The sequence below is a fragment of the Pantoea vagans genome (assembly GCF_004792415.1).
Lineage (GTDB): Bacteria > Pseudomonadota > Gammaproteobacteria > Enterobacterales > Enterobacteriaceae > Pantoea > Pantoea vagans.
Map to the genome: position 1 here is coordinate 350,265 of NZ_CP038854.1, position 17,039 is coordinate 367,303.

The window sequence follows — 17,039 nt, forward strand, 5'->3', positions numbered from 1 at the left end:
GCTTCACTTAAAAATTATTCGGCTTCTTATAGCTTTCATTTCCACGGTTTCTTCTGAACATTATTTGCGGCTGCGAAAGCTATAAGACTCCTTCATTGAAGTACCTGAGGAGAATATGGACACTAGAAACACATCGTCTGAACACCCAAAGAAACATTTCTGGAACAGAAAGCCCAAAGAGCTGACTGTTGACGATATTACCGTTATTGATAACGACATGCTGAAGCGCGCAGTTGGCGCAGCGGCGCTCGGTAACGCGATGGAATGGTTCGACTTTGGCGTATACAGCTATCTTGCCGTCATCATCGGCAAAGTCTTTTTCCCGGATGCCAACAACGCGGTGCAGCTGATTGCCACCTTTGGTACGTTTGCGGCGGCCTTCCTCGTGCGTCCGATTGGCGGCCTGGTGTTTGGCCCGCTGGGTGACCGCATCGGCCGCCAGAAAGTGCTGGCGATGACGATGATCATGATGTCGATCGGGACATTCTGCATCGGCCTGATCCCGGCCTATTCGTCGATCGGGATTATGGCCCCGATTCTGCTGCTGGTCGCGCGCCTGATTCAGGGCTTCTCGACCGGCGGTGAATATGGTGGCGCAGCGACCTTTATCGCGGAGTACTCCACCGACAAACGCCGTGGTTTTATGGGCAGCTTCCTGGAGTTCGGTACCATTGGCGGCTACCTGCTCGGGGCCAGCCTGGTCACGGTGATGACCACCGTGATGTCGAACGAGGCGATGATGTCCTGGGGCTGGCGCGTGCCGTTCTTTATTGCCGCGCCGCTGGGTCTGTTCGGCCTCTATGTCCGTCTGAAGCTGGAAGAGACCCCGGCATTCCAGCAGCACATGGAAAAGCAGGAAGCGCTGGAGCAGAGCAAACCGCGCCTGACGCTGATGCAGATGCTGAGCAAGTATCGCGCGCCTATGCTGAAATGTATCGGTCTGGTGCTGCTGTTCAACGTCTCCAACTACATGCTGACCTCGTATATGCCGAGTTACCTTACCGGCGTGCTGGGACTGCCAGAGCTGAGTGGTCTGCTGCTGGTGATGGTGGCGATGTTCGTGATGATGCCGCTGACGCTGCTGTGGGGGCGCTGGACCGATCGCATTGGTCGTCGTCCGGTGATTGGCTTTGGAGCAGTAGGCCTGATCCTGCTCGCCATTCCGAGCTTTATGCTGATTGGTTCCGGCAACATGTGGGCGGTATTTGGCGGCCTGCTGATTCTGGGCGTGCTGCACACCTGCTTCAGCGGCACCATGCCTTCGACGCTGCCAGCCCTGTTTACGACGGATATTCGTTACAGCGCACTCGCTATCGGCTTTAACCTGTCGGTGTCGCTGTTCGGCGGTACGACACCGCTGATTACCGCGTGGCTGGTGGATACCACCAAAAACAACATGATGCCCGCTTACTACATGATGGGCGCAGGTGTGATTGGCCTGCTGACCATTCTGACGGTAAGGGAAACGGCGCGTCAGCCGCTGACCGGCTCCTCACCTGCGGTAGCAACCAAAGCGGAAGCCCATCGACTGATTGATAAGCTGCGTAAACGGCAAAAGCCCGCCACGACCGCGGCTAAATAACGTTTCTGACACCCTGCTCTGCAGGGTGTTTTTTTATCTGGCAGACGCACGCTCTAGCCACCTGATTTTACTGCCCTGAAACGCGCGACTTTCGCCCGATTGCCACACAGCGCCATGCTGCACCAGCGGCGGCGATGCGCTTTGGTGCGATCGTAAAACCACAGGGTGCAGTCGGGATGTTCACAGGCGCGGACTCTGCTGAAATCTTCCTGCGTGAGCAGCATTGCAGCCTGTTCTGCAACCTGTCCCAGCCGCTGCCTCACGTTCTGGCTGGCGTAAACGCGCCTGATAGTCAGCGAACCCGACTCCATGCTCAGTTGCAGGTGGCTCGTTGCCTGGCCCAGCCAGACATTCAGCGCCTCAGTACTCACATTCTCACCTGCCTTATGCTGCTGCACAGCGTCACGAACAATCTGACGTAACTGACGAGCGGCCTGCACCAGCGCGCCCGGCTCATACTGCGGCGTAGATCCGTCGGTGAGCAGTCCGGCCTGTTGCAGCCAGGCTTCAACATCCCGATCGCTTTGCCAGAAATCGTGTGGCCGCCCCTCTGCGATAGCTTCGGTGTTGATAAAATCCAGCGCCGGATGATCGGCCAGAAACCACGGCCCCTGGCCGGAGTGTGATTGCGTTTCCGCCATGATGTCGCCCCCATTATTGAAATCTTCTGACGCTACTGTAACCGATAAAAAAGCAGATGAGTAGTTACAAAAGGCCTGATGTAACCACTAAATATCAATTTGACAGGTTACATAATCGCTGCATAATAAGCCCTTGTAACCCTATAAATACCATTTAACCAGTTACAGGAAAATATCATGCACACACACTCTGTTTTTTATCGTTATCAGCAGGCCGACGGCGTTAATGTTTTCTATCGTGAAGCGGGCGATCCATCACTGCCGGTATTGCTACTGCTGCACGGTTTTCCCACCTCTTCTCATCAGTTTCGCAATCTCATCCCGCTTCTGTCCGATAAGTTCCATATCATCGCGCCCGATCTGCCTGGCTTTGGTTTTACTGACGTCCCCGCCGAACGTCACTATTCATGGACTTTTGACGCACTCGGCCAGACGCTGACCGCGTTTGTCGATGCACTCGGGCTGAAACGCTACGCAATGTATGTTTTCGACTATGGCGCTCCCGCAGGTCTGCGGCTGGCGCTGGCCTACCCGGATCGCGTCAGCGGACTGATATCGCAAAACGGTAATGCCTATCTGGAGGGACTGGGAGACGCCTGGGCACCGGTTCGCGCATACTGGGCGGAACCCAGCGAGGAAAACGGTGAGGTGATCCGCGACGCCATCCTGACAGCCGAAGGGGTTAAGTGGCAGTATCTGCATGGGGTCAGCGATCCGCAGCAGATCGCCCCGGAAAGTTATACTCTGGACGCGCTGCTGATGGAGCGTCCCGGAAACAAAGATATTCAGCAGGCACTGTTCCTTGATTACGCCAGCAATCTCAAACGCTACCCGGAATTTCAGGCATTCTTTCGCCAGCAGCAGCTCCCGACGCTGGTGATCTGGGGCAAACACGATCCTTTCTTTATTCCACCCGGCGCCGTGGCCTGGCAGCGCGATAATCCGCAGGCGGTGGTCGAGCTACTGGATAGCGGTCATTTCGCGCTGGAGACCCATACCGATCACATCGCGATGCGCATCCGTGAGATGTTCAGCGGCGACTGACCCGCTGCGCGCAGAGGCAGGCTACAGGTCGCTGCCTCTGAAAACTCAACGCTATTCGTTGCTGAAGCGGCCAACCGTGCTGGCCGCGCCCAGGGCGTGACCTTTCAGCTGGGCCACCAGCTCTGCCTGGGTTAACCCCGCCTTCAGCTGGCCCACCGGCAAATCAGTGGCGATCAGCACAAAGTTATAGTGATGCAGGCCGCTGCCTTTCGGTGGACAAGGCCCGTAATAGTGCAGTGTCCCGGGGGTATTTTTTCCGCCGGTATAGTCCTTGCCCTCTGTCAGCGCGCCCTGCGCAAACGACGAACGGCTGGCCGGAATGTTATAGGCCACCATGTGTGTCACGCCCAGCCCTTTCGCCCCGACCGGGTCGGTCATCAGCAGAGCCAGACTACGGGTGCCCGCCGGAATCGCAGACCAGTTAAGCTCGGGAGAGATATTCTCACCGGTGCAGGAAGGATTACTTTTATTGGCACCGGCAAACTTTTTGTCCAGTAGCGCATTATCGCTGAAATCCTGTGATTGCAGCGTAAACACCGACGCTGCCAGCGTGGTTATTGGCAAAACGGCGAGCACCGTTGCGCAGAGTAATTTTTTCACCAGCCACTCCTTATCAGGTTAGTTCCGGATGGATTGCATCACTGCCTGCTTACTATAACGGCTTTAACACGATTAGCCCGGCTGACCGCCCGTTTAACCATTGCGAAACGGCAAATCTATGATCGCTGTCGCGCTGGCTGAGGGTGCTGACGCGTTGCCCTGAGATGCATTACCCGATATAAGTTAACGCCTGCGGCTGAGTTTTCGCCTGAAGCCCCGTCACTGTCACCGATAAGTGGACACTATGCAGATTGAAGATCTCCGGATTTACATCGCCGTGATACATGCTGGTAACTTCACTGCAGCCGCTGAGCAGCTGATGTTATCGAAACAGTATGTCAGCCGCCGCATGGCCGCGCTGGAAGCGTCATTAGGCGTACGTCTGCTGATACGTAACACCCGCAAGCTGTCAGTGACGGATGCGGGTCTGCTTTTTGCGCAGCATGCTCAGCGCATTCTGGATGAGATTCAGGAAGCCGAACTGGCGGTGTCGGAGCAGCAGCAGACGCTGCGCGGCACTTTCCGCATCAATCTGCCGATGTCGTTTGGCATGAGCCACCTGTCACCGCTGATTGCGGAGTTTCTGAGTCATCATCCGGCACTGCAGTTTCAGATTGAGCTGGCGGATCGCTATGTTGATGTGATTGGCGAAGGCGTCGATATGGCAATCCGTATTGGCACCCTGGCCGATTCCACGCTGATTGCCCGCCCTCTGGGCGAACTGAAGCGGGTAATCTGCTGCAGTCCTGACTACCTGAAACGGGCTGGCACGCCTCAACATCCGGATGAGTTATTGCAACACGCCTGTCTGCGCTATGGGCGGGAAGGACAGAATGGCTGGGAACTGCAGGTTAATGGCAAAGCGAAATGGCTGGCGGTTCAGGGCCCCATGGTAAGTAACAATGGCGAAGTGCTGCGTGATGCCGCCCTGGCAGGACTCGGACTGGTCCTGCTACCTGCTTTTATCGTTGAGTCAGCCCTGCAAAGAGGTGAACTGGTGACGGTGCTGGACGGCTGCCAGCCGCCACCGCTCTCCCTGAATGCGGTTTACCCGCAGCACCGTCAGCGCAGCGAAGTAAACCGCCAGTTACTGGCCTTTTTACAGACGCGTTTAGCGCCGTAACTGAGCTAAAGCGTTTTTAATGCCGCAAAAACACTGGCGACTGCAACCGCACCGGGATCGGGCACGCCATTCAGGTTCGCGCTGTTGAGATAAGATGATCGGCCCGCCTTTGCTTTCCCCATGCTGGCGGTTGCATCACTGCCGTGCTGCGCCGCATCTGCTGCGGCTGCCAGCGATTTGCCCGCCACCAGCGCCTCAATCGCGGGCTGAAGCGCATCAATCAGTGTGCGATCGCCCGGTTTAGCCCCGCCATACTGCTTCATTTTTTCCAGACCCTGTTGTAAAGCGATCGGTAAATCATCTCCTTCCGACAGGTGCTGTGCGGCGGCGGTGAAGAAGATAGCCATCAACACGCCGCTGGAACCGCCCATAACCGTGGCCAGTCGCTCACCCGTTACCGCGAGCAGGTCAGACAGAACATTCAGCGGCAGCTGGTTATCGGCGCATTCACGCTGGATCTGACGCGCACCAGCCGCAAAGGTCGAGCCGGTATCCCCGTCACCCACCTGCGCATCGAGTTTGTTAAGCTCGCTTTCACTGGCGATCAGCGTTTCACAGATGCGTTTCACAAAGGCAGCGACCGCCGGGTTTTCGGAGGGTTGCACCGGATGCGCTGTCGCCTCCCGGGCTGCGTTAACCGGCTGCAGCGATGTGATCTCAACCGCCGGAACCCAGCCGGTCACTTCGACCGGGGCGCAGATCGCCGCTTCGAACAGCGGCGTCAGCGTCATGCGGGTGACGGAAAAGCCTTTCATGTCCAGCGCGGTCATCAGCGGTGCCGGACCTATCAGATAACAGCTTCCCCGGCTGAGCGGCGACTCAACGAGATCGCGTGTAACCAGACTCATCTCCAGCGCCGACATTCCGCCAAGATTATTCACCAGCAGCGCGCAGGGCTGATCCTTACTAGGCATCACCTTCTCCAGCAGATGCTGCACAATCTGTTGACTGTTCTGAGTCGGCATGATGTCAACGCCCGGCTCGCCGTGAATCCCCAGCCCCATTTCCACACTGCCGTCGGGCACCCGCTGGCTGGTCTGTTCATCCGGCAGATGACAGCTGGAAAGCGCGACCCCCATGGTGGCGATAGCTCGACTGGCGGCCTCTGCGGCCTCGGTTACCGCCGCCAGATCATCACCCCGCTCGGCGACAAAACCTGCCACTTTATGCACCAGCAACGTGCCTGCCACGCCGCGTGGCTGAGGATTATCCGGTAAGGCCACATCATCACCGACAATCACCATATTGACGCTGAACCCTGCATTGCGGGCCTTTTCAGCCGCCAGCCCAAAGTTGAGTCGGTCGCCGGTGTAGTTTTTCACAATCAGCAGACATCCCGCGTCCCCGGTAAGGTTGATGATGGCGTTATAAACCGCATCAACGCTGGGTGAGGCAAACACATCGCCACAGACGGCCGCCGTCAGCATCCCTTTGCCGATGAAGCCGACATGGGCAGGCTCATGGCCGGAACCGCCACCAGAGATCAGTGCGACCTGCTGTTTTTTCCAGTCTCTGCGCATCACGATGCGAATGTGGGGATCGACCTGCAGCCGCACCAGATTGCGCCACGGACTGGCGTAAATCATGCCATCTAACGCGCTGTCGACGAGATCATCCTTCTTATTCATTACGAATCGGGTCATGTCTTCATTCCTCATGGGCGGACGGGTTTGTGATAAAGAAGTGTTGCACACAACGGACGATGGGCATAATTCCCCGCCCCTCATCGCAACCCCATCAGACGAAAGTCGTGTCTGAATGAAATGCGCGCATCACTTTTTACTAATTCATTGATTTTTATCAAATGTCCTTACCTGAAACTGAGAGGTTATGCGCAGAACCTGCACAGCGGATCACGGATCGTAGAAAACCATTTGTTAACAGAGGATGTTTTGATGACCCAACGTATGATTCTGAATGAAACCGCTTGGTTTGGTGCTGGCGCATTACGTCATTTGCCTGAGGAGGTACAGCGTCGCGGGATGCGTAAAGCGCTTATTGTCACTGACAAAGCGCTGGTTGCGGCAGGTGCGCTGAAGCGGGTCACTGACCTGCTGGAACAGCATCAGCTTGCCTGGGTGGTTTACGATGAGGTCGTGCCGAATCCGACTATCCGGGTGGTGCAGCAGGGCGTTGCCGTGTTCAGGGAATCAGGTGCTGACTACCTTATCGCCATCGGCGGTGGCTCACCGCAGGACACCAGCAAAGCGATCGGCATTATTATCAACAACCCTGAATTCGAAGATGTCCGCAGCCTGGAAGGCGTCAGCCCAACCCGTCATCCGTGCGTGCCCATCATCGCAATTCCAACCACGGCAGGCACCGCGGCAGAAGTCACCATTAACTATGTCATTACCGACGAAGAGAATCGTCGCAAGTTTGTCTGCGTCGATCCGCATGACATTCCAAAAGTAGCGATTATTGATGCGGAGATGATGGCGAGCATGCCCCCCTCGCTGAAAGCTGCCACCGGAATTGATGCATTAACTCACGCGATTGAAGGGTACATTACGCGCGGTGCCTGGCCCCTGACTGACATGCTGCACCTTAAAGCCATTGAAATTATCAGCCACTCGCTGCGCGAATCGGTGGCGGGAAATATTGATGCGGTTGAGCAGATGGCGCTGGGGCAATATGTGGCCGGGATGGGCTTCTCCAATGTCGGACTCGGTCTGGTGCATGGTATGGCACATCCGCTGGGTGCCTTTTATAACGTGCCGCACGGCGTGGCGAACGCCATTCTGCTGCCACAGGTGATGGCGTGGAATGCCCCGTCAACAGGCGAAAAATATCGCGATATCGCCCGCGCGATGGGTGTGAAACAGGTCGACACGCTGACGCTGGATCAGGCGCGGGAAGCGGCTGTCGCTGCGGTTCGTCAGCTCTGCCGCGATGTGGGCATTCCGCGTTCGCTGCGTGAGGTCGGCTTACAGGAGGCAGATATTCCTGCACTGGCGCAGGCGGCACTGGATGATGTCTGCACCGGCGGCAACCCACGCACGCCGGATCTGGAAGCGGTGATGGCGCTCTATCGTCAGAGTTAAAACGCGCACGCTGTGTCGTTATGCACTGCAATGTCAGGCCCGCCCACCATCGCGGGCTTTTTTACGTCCTGGCCACGGTCGGTCAGCAATCGTTCGCCATGAGGTGTTCAGACAGGATCGCGGCATCAGCAAAGGTCCGACACGCATTTTCCGGCACGGTTTTCAGCCTGAAATCGCCTGTTATCTTCATAGGTGTCAGAGAGCAAATCAGCCGCATTGACCGATAATTTCTTTAGATGCTAAACCCTGATTCACTTGATCTGGATCACAAAACTCCGCATCATGCGCAGCGAAAACCATAATGACGCTGCGGAGATATCAATGACACTGTACCAGGGTATGCTAATTTTCTATGCCGTTGTTGCACTGGTCGCGACGCTGATCACCTTTTTCATTGCCAAAGATAAGCTGAGCATCAAACTGCTGAGCGCCTTTCTGGTGGGTGCCACCTGGCCGATGAGTTTTCCTGTGGCGCTGATGTTTGCGCTGTTTTAATTGACATTATCCCCTTAGCGACCACACTCAGGTAAGACGTCCCTGACCTGCCAACCGCCGATCACCGACGTGACCTTGCTCATGACGGTTAATAAGGAGCGGATATGCGCGTAATCAGTGTGATGATTCTGGTTTCTCTTCTCAGTGCCTGTAGCGCCCCGTGGCACGCTGAAAAACCGGTTCTCGCGGCCGAAACCCGGCAGCAGACCTGCCAGCCCGGCTCTAATCCCAGCCAGAACGACTGCGGTCACTTCCCCGAGCCTGAGTTCCACTAATCAGCTATACAGCGATCGCTATGGCGAGATCGCATTTACGCTATTTCATCACATAACAAGGCTTTACAGGCCGCTGACCGGTCAGTAAAGTAGCGCCCAGACATCAATTCTGATGCGTAAGCGTTAACGTCAACCAACGCCCCCGCAGCACTGCTGCATGTGATGATCCCTGCCATGATGCCTGTACAACAGCAAGCTAAACCCCTCGCTGCATTATCCAGCGCCAGCTTTTTTTTGTTCGTCCTGCTGCTCACCGCAGCGAATCTTCGGGCACCGATTACCGCCGTCGGCCCGGTGCTGCAGGATATCCGCCAGACTTTTGGCCTTAGCGCCAGCGAAGCAGGCCTGTTTAACTTTATTCCACTGATGCTGTTTGCCCTGCTCGCCCCCCCAGCCGCCTGGCTGGGAAATCGGGTCGGGCTGGAACGCAGTTTGTGGGGCGCACTGTGCCTGATTACTGCCGGTTCACTGTTGCGCTGGCTGCCCGCTGAAGCGGCATTATGGAGCGGAACGCTGCTGCTGAGCGCAGGCATTGCCGCTGCCAACGTACTGCTGCCACCGCTGATTAAGCGCGATTTCACCGCCCATACTGCCAGATACATTGGCCTGTATGCCGCCACCATGTCGATTACCGCCAGCCTGGCGTCCGGCATTGCCGTGCCACTGAGCCAGCTTTCAACGGCGGGCTGGCGACTCTCACTGGTTGTCTGGGCGCTGCCGGGACTGGTTGCGCTGCTCGCCTGGCTGCCACTTTTACGTCAGCGGCAGTCAACTTTAGCGCCAGCAGACGAATCGGGTGCACATCGTCATGTGTGGCGCTCAGCCGGTGGCTGGCAAATCGCCCTGTTTATGGCACTGCAATCGCTGGCGTTTTATACCCTGATCGACTGGTTTGCCGTATTTGCTCAGGATAATGGCTTCACTCAGGCGCAGGCTGGCTGGCTGCTGTTCTGGTATCAGGCAATTGCAATCGTTGCTAACCTGGGCTGTATGGTTGCGCTGAAGCGGGTGAAAGATGCCCGGCTCACCGCATTCATTGCTTCCTCGGGTATTTTCCTTGGTATGTCAGGTCTGCTGCTTAATCCGCAATGGGCGGTGATCTGGCTGACACTGGCCGGACTGGGCGCCGGGGCTTCACTGGTGCTCTGCCTCTCGCTGTTTAATCTGCGCGCCACGCATCATCGTCAGGCCTCACAACTTTCAGGCATGGCGCAATGTGTGGGCTATGCGCTGGCAGCCCTGGGCCCGCTGTTTTTTGGCGTGCTTCATGAACAGAGCGGTAACTGGACGCTGCCCTTCAGCGTGCTGACACTGCTGAGCCTGTTACAGATGGTATTGGCTCCGCTGGCAGCACAGTCAAAACCCATCAGCTGAAAATGCGGCTCAGCGACTCATAACAGATGACTGGCCGGGCGCAACTGCATAGCGCCTTACCGGCCAGCAAAAACCGACGGGAGAAAAGTGCGTGTCTGAACTGAATAATGCTCTGCTGCAGGAGGTCCTGGATCAGGTGCGTCCGCTGGTCCATCGGGGAAAAGTCGCTGACTATATCCCCGCGCTGGCTGATGTCGCGGCCGATAATCTCGCTATAGCCGTTTGCCTGCGTGATGGCACCCTCTTTCAGGCGGGCGATGCGGAGACGCGCTTTTCGATTCAGTCCATATCCAAAGCGCTATCGCTAACCGTGGCGCTGACCCGCTATGACGACAGTGAAATCTGGCAGCGGGTGGGCAAAGAGCCATCAGGCCAGCCGTTTAATTCTCTGGTGCAGCTGGAGCTGGAGCAGGGCAAGCCGCGTAATCCGTTTATTAATGCCGGGGCGCTGGTGATTTGCGATCTTCTTGAAACCCGCCTGACCGCGCCGCGCCAGCGAATGCTGGAAATTGTGCGCCAGCTGAGCCAGCAGCCCGATATCAATTATGATCGCCACGTTGCCCGCTCTGAATTTGAACATTCTGCCCGCAACGCCGCGATCGCCTGGCTGATGAAGTCGTTTGGTAATTTCGATAACGATGTCACCAGCGTCATGCAGACCTATTTCCACTATTGCTCACTGTCGATGAACTGCGTTGAACTGGCGCGCACCTTCGTCTATCTGGCTAATCAGGGTAAAACACTGGATGGCAGCCAGATGATTACACCGCGTCAGGCACGGCAGATTAACGCACTGATGATCACCAGCGGGATGTATGACGGCGCAGGTGAATTTGCGTGGCGGGTCGGGATGCCTGCGAAGTCGGGCGTGGGTGGCGGAATTATTGCCGTCATCCCTGGCGAGATGAGCATTGCCGTCTGGTCACCCGGGCTGGACAGTGCAGGTAATTCGCTGGCAGGTACCGCTGTACTGGAGTTGCTGACGGAAAAGCTGGGACGCTCGATATTTTGATTCTGAGCGCGCAAATAACAGGCTTGCCGTGATGATAAGCGATGGAGTTCCCATGATTCCGGCAAGCTGATTTTAGATCTTCAGTGCAGTACGCTGGCGATCTGAGTCGGCAGCGTTAATCAGCGCTCAAAAAATTCTTAGTGCGAAAGCTGTGCCAGCTCTTCTTCTGTAAGACCGGTCATCTGCATGACGGTATTGCGATCCATCCCACTCGTCAGCATAGTGCGGGCAATTCTGAGTTGCATGCTTTGCCTTCCTTCCTGAAGCCCGATCTCTTTGCCTTCGATGCGACCTTGTGCAATGCCCAGCTCAATGCCTTTCTCAAGCCCTATCTGCTCAAGCTGTTGTGCGATAGTCATAAGTGCGTTCTCGTGTTGGGGCACACGCTGTGCCAGCTCCTGTACAAAGGTTTTGGCGTCTGATACTTCGCCCGCCTGCACAATGTAGTTTACCAGTGATATCACCTGCGATGAAGAGTGATCGCCTGCCATCAAAATGGATACCAGCCTGTCCATCAGTTCTGCCAGATCCCGCTGCCGGATATGTTTCTGCAACAGGGTCAGTGCCGCCATGCTGCGGTGTTGCATGATCTCATCGTCAGGAATCGTCGTGACATCGACCAGCGGAAAACTGTGGCTGTAAAGCCTGTCCGCCAGCAGCGGGTCGTCGAACCCATCCAGCCACCGGGTCGAATAAGGATAGGGAGTGCGTCTGCCCGCGTAAAACAGTATGGGTATCACCAGCGGCAGTCTCTTATGCCCAGCTTCAAGATGGCGCTGCATGGCAGCCACTGCATAGCGCATCAGCCGAAATGCCATATGTTTGTCAGGTGATGACTGATGCTCAATGAGTACATGGATATATCCATTGCCAGCGGTAGTTTTAAGACTGTAAAGCACATCGCTGAAGTACTGCCGAAGGTCATCCTCGACAAACGACCCCGACTCCAGCTTCAATGTGCTGAGATCGCAGCATTCGCGCAGTTCTGGCGGCAGGTGCAGCGCCATGAAATCCCGGGCAATATCCGGCTGAGTCAGAAATTGCCGGAATGTCGCATCATGAGGCGTGGGCGTGCTGTTGTTCTTTTTCACTGACCAGAATCCTTTCTGTTCCTGAAGCGCTGACAACGGCTGATTCAGCCAGTAAATGGCGCTAAATCCTGTAGCGCACGAACGTTTAATGTACGGATGGAAATAACAAAATGAATACTCTGATGATTGAACCCCGTAAAACGCTTTTCCGGAATTCTACGAGGTTGCTCTGAATATCAACGAATGACGGGCCTTAAAAAGCCATTCCATCCCGCTCAGCTCACCACGTTAACCGGCTCGCCCTGAATAAAGGCCACGATATTGGCCATCACGCCAGTCACCAGATTTTCAACGCCACTACGGCTCGCCCAGGCAATGTGCGGCGTCAGCAGCAGATTGGGCAAATCCGCCAGTAGTGGGTTATCGGCAGAAGGTGGTTCGCTGCTCAGGACATCCAGCGCCGCGCCGCCAATCAGCCCCTGCTTTAATGCCTCAGCAAGATCGGCCTCGTTAATCAGTCCACCGCGCGCGGTGTTAATCAGCAGCGCCTGCGGTTTCATTTTCGTCAGCGCCTCACGGTCAATCATCTGACGAGTGCTGTCACTTAATGGGCAGTGCAGCGAAATAATATCGCTGGTGGCCAGCATCTGCTCAAAGCTGACATAGCCCTCACGCACGCTGTCGCTGCCTTTGCGCTCCGCGTACTGCACCTTCATTCCCAGCGCCTGGGCCAGCCTGCCGACCGCCTGTCCGATATCACCTTTGCCCGCGATACCCAGCGTGGCGCCGCCAATATCCCCTATCGGCTGACGATGCAGACAGAAGTGCTGCGCCTGCGGCCAGTCTATGCGGGTATTAACGGCATAAGCCATTATCTGACGACGCAGGGCGAAAATGGCGGCAATCACCGCCTCAGACACGCTCTGGGTAGAGTAGCCGGGCACATTACTGACCACGATGCCGCGGTCACGGCACGTGTTGAGGTCAATACAGTCATAACCTGTCGCCGCAACACAGATAAAGCGCAGTTCGGGAAGCTGCGCCAGGGTATCGGCTCTCAACGGCACCTTATTGGTAATCGCAACCGTCGCGCCCGCAAGCGAAGAGACAATGTCACTGACCGGTGTCTGTGCGCGAATCTCCCAGTCAGCCTGTTGTTGCCCGGTCGGCAGAGAGACAGGCAGTGTGTCACCATCCAGCATTACAATTTTCATCTTCAGTCCTTTATGGGTTTGGTTTAATGCAACCGGCCCATCAATGTTATTTGTATGTATTTAACGGGTAACATCTAAGTTAAATGATGCTGGAATTAAAGTGAATATGTTCAAAGAGTGCGAATTTTTTTGGAACAGACGCCACTTTATTTAACCCTTTTATCCCCTTCGCGTTACACTGCCGCCCGTAATTTTCACCCCTTGCGCCCGTTGAAATCATGCAGAAATCTTCACTCAGACATCGACTCACTGCCGGTATTGCGATACTGGCCGTGCTGCTGTTGTTTGTGGCCCCGATGATTTCAAAGAATCTGGCTGAGCATCACGCCACGATGCAACGTGCATCTGCCATGAGCGCAGAAATGCCGATGATGCATCATCACAGCGAGATGATGTCGATGGCGGACCATGGGATGATGATGGACCCTGGTTTTGCCTGTGGCTACTGCGATTTACTGGTGCATGTACCGCTGATGCTCTGGGTGTTTATCCCGTTCATCTGGTGGATGAGCCTGATCAGCTGCGCCCCGCCGCCCTCTGAGATTAATCCGCCCCCGTGGCGATGGATGTTGCGTCTCCACCGGCCACGAGCGCCACCTGCTTTCGCGTCACACTCACTGCTTTCTGATTCGATTGCGTGACAACGTCACCCAGTCGCCTTTGTCTTTTGAAAAGTGTGGAATGCTATGTCCTCTTCTCAGGAAATTATCCCTGCACCGCGCGGCACGCTGTTTAATCTTTTTCGCCGCCTGCATTTTTACATCGGCCTGTTTATCGCGCCGTTTATTTTTGTCGCCGCGCTCACCGGCACACTCTATGTTCTGACGCCGCAGCTGGAACAGGCGATCTACCACGATGCCCTGACTACCGATGCACAGGGCCAGGCGCAGCCGTTGTCAGCCCAGATTGCTGCCGCACGTGCGCGAGCGGGTGAATCAGCACGTATCTATGCCGTGCGTCCCGCGCCGGGTCCGCAGGATACCACCCGCGTGCAGTTTGCTGAGCCTCAGCTTGGCCCATCAGAATCGCGATCGCTGTTTATCGATCCTTACACGCTGCAGGTGAAAGGCGATATGACGGTGTATGGCACCAGCGGTGTGCTGCCGCTGCGCATGTGGCTGGATCAGTTGCATCGCGGCCTGCTGCTGGGCGATTTTGGCCGTAACTACAGCGAACTGGCAGCCTCCTGGCTGTGGGTCGCCGCGCTGGGCGGGATCGTTTTATGGTCCGGCACCCGGCCACCGCGCACCCGCAGAAAAGTGCGCAGCGGTTTTGCGGCAACGCGTCACTGGCACGTTACGCTGGGCCTGCTGCTGGCTATCGGGCTGGTCTTCTTTTCGGTAACCGGACTGACCTGGTCACAGTGGGCAGGCAACAACATTGAAAAGATGCGCAGCGACTTTGGCTGGAAAACGCCGCAGGTTAATACCGCACTGAACGGTGACGCGCCCGCTGAAGCCGCCGATCCGCATGCTGACCATCGCGGTGCGATGGAAGGCATGACGATGTCCGGCATGACCATGCCAGCCAGAACCGCCGCGCCGGTGGTCCTGAATCAACCGAATACCCGCTGGGATCAGGCGCTGGCAGCAGCACGCCAGGCCGGACTGCACGCCGCGAAACTGGAGCTGCGTCAGCCTAAGAACGCAGAACAGGCCTGGACGGTGTCGGAGATTGATCGCAGCTGGCCAAGCCAGGTTGATGCGGTTTCAATCAATCCGGCTGATTTCAGCGTGGTCGACCGCGTTGAGTTCGCCAGCTTCCCGCTGGTGGCGAAACTGACCCGCTGGGGCGTGGATGCGCATATGGGTGTACTGTTTGGCCTGCCTAACCAGCTGATTCTGGCCCTGTTCGGCTTTGGACTCTGTGCGATGATTGTGCTGGGCTACCGCATGTGGTGGATTCGCCGCCCGGCGGTTCCCCAGCTCAGCCCCTCGCAGACGCTGTTGTCCGCCTGGCTTGCACTGCCGCGTTATGCACAGGGCACCAGCCTGATAGTGACGCTGGCGCTGGGTTATGCGCTGCCTGTTATGGGCATCAGCCTGGTGGTGCTGATCCTGCTGGATATTCAGCGCTGGCGCAGCGCGCAGCGCGCGTCGGTCATCCGGGAAGAAATTGCGCCAGATAAGCAGTCGCCGCTGGCTATCGTCCAGTCACGCTTCGCCGGAAAGCGCAAAGAGATGCGCTATTTTCTCCGCAGCGTCACGGTGCTGGCGCTGATTGTGATTTCAGTGATGGCGAATGCGATGATTGGCGGCGTGATTGACCAGTATCAGATCCCCTTCAGCCACTGGTCGCTGACCATGTATATCACCCAGGCGATGATGATCCTGCTCTACTCCACGGTCTTTACCGGGCTGTTGTCGATCCCACTCTGGTATTTCTTCCTGGGTGAGAGCGACGAACAGGGCAAATAAGCCGATGGCGCCCCGCGTGATTTTTTATTCAAAATAACTGACGAAGCCGGGCAAATCATCCGGCTTCTCATTCTGCGCCTGAGGTCTATGATCGTTGTTATGCCTTCCTTTATCTGAGAACAAATCATGAACATTGTGCGAGCTAATCCTGAACAACTCTTTGAGTACGGTCCTTTTACCGTTCGTCGTCAGCGACCTGGCGAGGCGCTTAGCCCGTTGCTCACGGTTGACCTGATGTCGCTGAAACTGGATGCCCGGCTTCCGATGCAGCAGCATCAGGATGAAGAAGTGTTCACCTACCTGTGGCGCGGTTCAATGCAGCATCAGGACAGTAACGGCGAGCGTACCCAGCTCTCTGCGAAAAAGGTGATGGTGGTGAATGCCGGTGAGGGCGTTCAGTACGAAGAGTCGGTGCCGCTGTATGAAGCGGAGTTGTTGCAGGCCGTTATCCGGCCTTCGCAGCCGGGCGGTGAAGCGATGACTCAGGTGCTGGAGCGCGATCAGGGCATTATGACTAACGGCTGGACCGAACTGGCCGGACCGGAAGAGTCTGACGCCCCGCTGGAACTGCGCCAGGAAGTCTATATCTACGATACGCTGCTGGAGCGCAATCAGACGGTGGACGTGCCCTCGATGCCGGGCTTTGTGGCTTATCTGACCGTGCTGGAAGGAATTATTCGCATTGGCGATCAGCGACTCAGTCGTGGCGATGCGGTGAGCGGTCTGGATAGCAGCATGGAGATCACCGGCGACAGGGATGCCAATCTGGTCTGCTTCCTGGTCAGGCCAGACAACGTTGCATAACATAGCGCGGGGCGTTTCCCGCGCTTTTTGGTTCCACACAGATTAAAGCGTATGGCGTTGCTGCATCGCCTGCACCCGCTTATAGGCATGATCAAACTGACGTACATCGTCGCGCAGCCAGTGGCGCTGTGTCAGCGGTGCATCATCCAGCGCCTGCGGTAGCGGCACACCCGCCAGCGATCCTCGGCAGCAAAAGGCACGCGCCAGCGTCGGCGTAGCGATGCCAATGTAGCGGGCAAACTCAGGTAAGGTCATCAGTGCTGTACTCATTTTCCACCTCCTGTTAACAAACTATTCCCTGCATTTTCAGCCCAAATCTTTAATGCTTTTATTGATCTGAAACATAGATGTGGTACTAATCTTCTGCCTGCTGATGAGATAGC

Annotated in this window: 17 protein-coding genes; 11 read left to right on the plus strand and 6 right to left on the minus strand. The window is 56.3% G+C overall.

All coding sequences use genetic code 11. The annotated features are described in order from the left end of the window. Nucleotides 1–115 precede the first annotated feature (115 nt). Entirely contained in the window at nt 116–1,582 is a 1,467-nt protein-coding gene (proP, locus tag EGO56_RS20490; protein WP_095708080.1) for a glycine betaine/L-proline transporter ProP, read from the plus strand. Between the two features lie 53 nt (nt 1,583–1,635). Here proP and EGO56_RS20495 read toward each other — a convergent pair whose 3' ends face one another. Further along, complete coding sequence (locus EGO56_RS20495) at nt 1,636–2,223, minus strand: CGNR zinc finger domain-containing protein (RefSeq protein ID WP_135910870.1); 588 nt, start codon at nt 2,221–2,223, stop codon at nt 1,636–1,638. 177 nt (nt 2,224–2,400) lie between these two features. Between EGO56_RS20495 and EGO56_RS20500 the strand changes: the two genes are divergently transcribed. Beyond that, nucleotides 2,401–3,267, plus strand: a complete 867-nt coding sequence (locus tag EGO56_RS20500; RefSeq protein ID WP_135910871.1) for an alpha/beta fold hydrolase — start codon at nt 2,401–2,403, stop codon at nt 3,265–3,267. A gap of 51 nt (nt 3,268–3,318) precedes the next feature. Here EGO56_RS20500 and EGO56_RS20505 read toward each other — a convergent pair whose 3' ends face one another. After that, a complete protein-coding gene (locus tag EGO56_RS20505; protein ID WP_107320405.1) occupies nt 3,319–3,867 on the minus strand; it encodes a YbhB/YbcL family Raf kinase inhibitor-like protein in 549 nt (182 codons plus the stop codon). Between the two features lie 244 nt (nt 3,868–4,111). On the opposite strand from EGO56_RS20505, the gene EGO56_RS20510 reads away from it, so the two are divergent. Beyond that, entirely contained in the window at nt 4,112–4,990 is an 879-nt protein-coding gene (locus EGO56_RS20510; protein WP_013196161.1) for a LysR family transcriptional regulator, read from the plus strand. A gap of 5 nt (nt 4,991–4,995) precedes the next feature. Here the strand turns inward: EGO56_RS20510 and EGO56_RS20515 are convergent, their stop codons facing one another. Continuing rightward, nucleotides 4,996–6,633, minus strand: coding sequence for a dihydroxyacetone kinase subunit DhaK (locus EGO56_RS20515; protein WP_135910872.1), 1,638 nt, complete (start codon nt 6,631–6,633; stop codon nt 4,996–4,998). A 252-nt stretch (nt 6,634–6,885) separates the two neighbouring features. On the opposite strand from EGO56_RS20515, the gene fucO reads away from it, so the two are divergent. The 5 genes from fucO (at nt 6,886) to glsB (ending at nt 11,190) form a co-directional block, all read left to right on the plus strand. Further along, nucleotides 6,886–8,034, plus strand: coding sequence for a lactaldehyde reductase (gene fucO, locus EGO56_RS20520; protein ID WP_135910873.1), 1,149 nt, complete (start codon nt 6,886–6,888; stop codon nt 8,032–8,034). Between the two features lie 321 nt (nt 8,035–8,355). Beyond that, nucleotides 8,356–8,529, plus strand: a complete 174-nt coding sequence (locus EGO56_RS20530; RefSeq protein WP_008924737.1) for a GhoT/OrtT family toxin — start codon at nt 8,356–8,358, stop codon at nt 8,527–8,529. A gap of 104 nt (nt 8,530–8,633) precedes the next feature. Next, a complete protein-coding gene (locus EGO56_RS22385; protein WP_167493461.1) occupies nt 8,634–8,804 on the plus strand; it encodes a hypothetical protein in 171 nt (56 codons plus the stop codon). A gap of 174 nt (nt 8,805–8,978) precedes the next feature. Further along, nucleotides 8,979–10,178: a CynX/NimT family MFS transporter gene (locus EGO56_RS20535; RefSeq protein ID WP_135910875.1), complete on the plus strand. Its 1,200-nt coding sequence runs from the start codon at nt 8,979–8,981 to the stop codon at nt 10,176–10,178. Between the two features lie 91 nt (nt 10,179–10,269). Next, on the plus strand, nt 10,270–11,190 hold the full coding sequence (gene glsB, locus EGO56_RS20540) for a glutaminase B (RefSeq protein WP_033784998.1): 921 nt from the start codon (nt 10,270–10,272) through the stop codon (nt 11,188–11,190). Between the two features lie 137 nt (nt 11,191–11,327). Here the strand turns inward: glsB and EGO56_RS20545 are convergent, their stop codons facing one another. Together EGO56_RS20545 and EGO56_RS20550 are read right to left on the minus strand one after the other, a co-directional pair. Next, complete coding sequence (locus EGO56_RS20545; protein ID WP_135910876.1) at nt 11,328–12,281, minus strand: Rpn family recombination-promoting nuclease/putative transposase; 954 nt, start codon at nt 12,279–12,281, stop codon at nt 11,328–11,330. 215 nt (nt 12,282–12,496) lie between these two features. Next, the gene (locus EGO56_RS20550; RefSeq protein WP_135910877.1) at nt 12,497–13,435 is read right to left on the minus strand and encodes a D-2-hydroxyacid dehydrogenase; all 939 of its coding nucleotides are present in this window, start codon (nt 13,433–13,435) and stop codon (nt 12,497–12,499) included. 218 nt (nt 13,436–13,653) lie between these two features. Here EGO56_RS20550 and EGO56_RS20555 point away from each other — a divergent pair, with 218 nt between their 5' ends. From EGO56_RS20555 to EGO56_RS20565, 3 genes are all read left to right on the plus strand, one after another. Beyond that, the gene (locus EGO56_RS20555) at nt 13,654–14,076 is read left to right on the plus strand and encodes a DUF2946 domain-containing protein (RefSeq protein WP_135910878.1); all 423 of its coding nucleotides are present in this window, start codon (nt 13,654–13,656) and stop codon (nt 14,074–14,076) included. Between the two features lie 45 nt (nt 14,077–14,121). Continuing rightward, on the plus strand, nt 14,122–15,852 hold the full coding sequence (locus EGO56_RS20560; protein WP_135910879.1) for a DUF2534 family protein: 1,731 nt from the start codon (nt 14,122–14,124) through the stop codon (nt 15,850–15,852). Nucleotides 15,853–15,978: 126 nt separating this feature from the next. Continuing rightward, nucleotides 15,979–16,656, plus strand: a complete 678-nt coding sequence (locus tag EGO56_RS20565; RefSeq protein ID WP_135910880.1) for a pirin family protein — start codon at nt 15,979–15,981, stop codon at nt 16,654–16,656. Between the two features lie 42 nt (nt 16,657–16,698). Here the strand turns inward: EGO56_RS20565 and EGO56_RS20570 are convergent, their stop codons facing one another. Continuing rightward, nucleotides 16,699–16,926, minus strand: a complete 228-nt coding sequence (locus tag EGO56_RS20570; RefSeq protein ID WP_033735577.1) for a hypothetical protein — start codon at nt 16,924–16,926, stop codon at nt 16,699–16,701. Nucleotides 16,927–17,039: the final 113 nt, after the last annotated feature.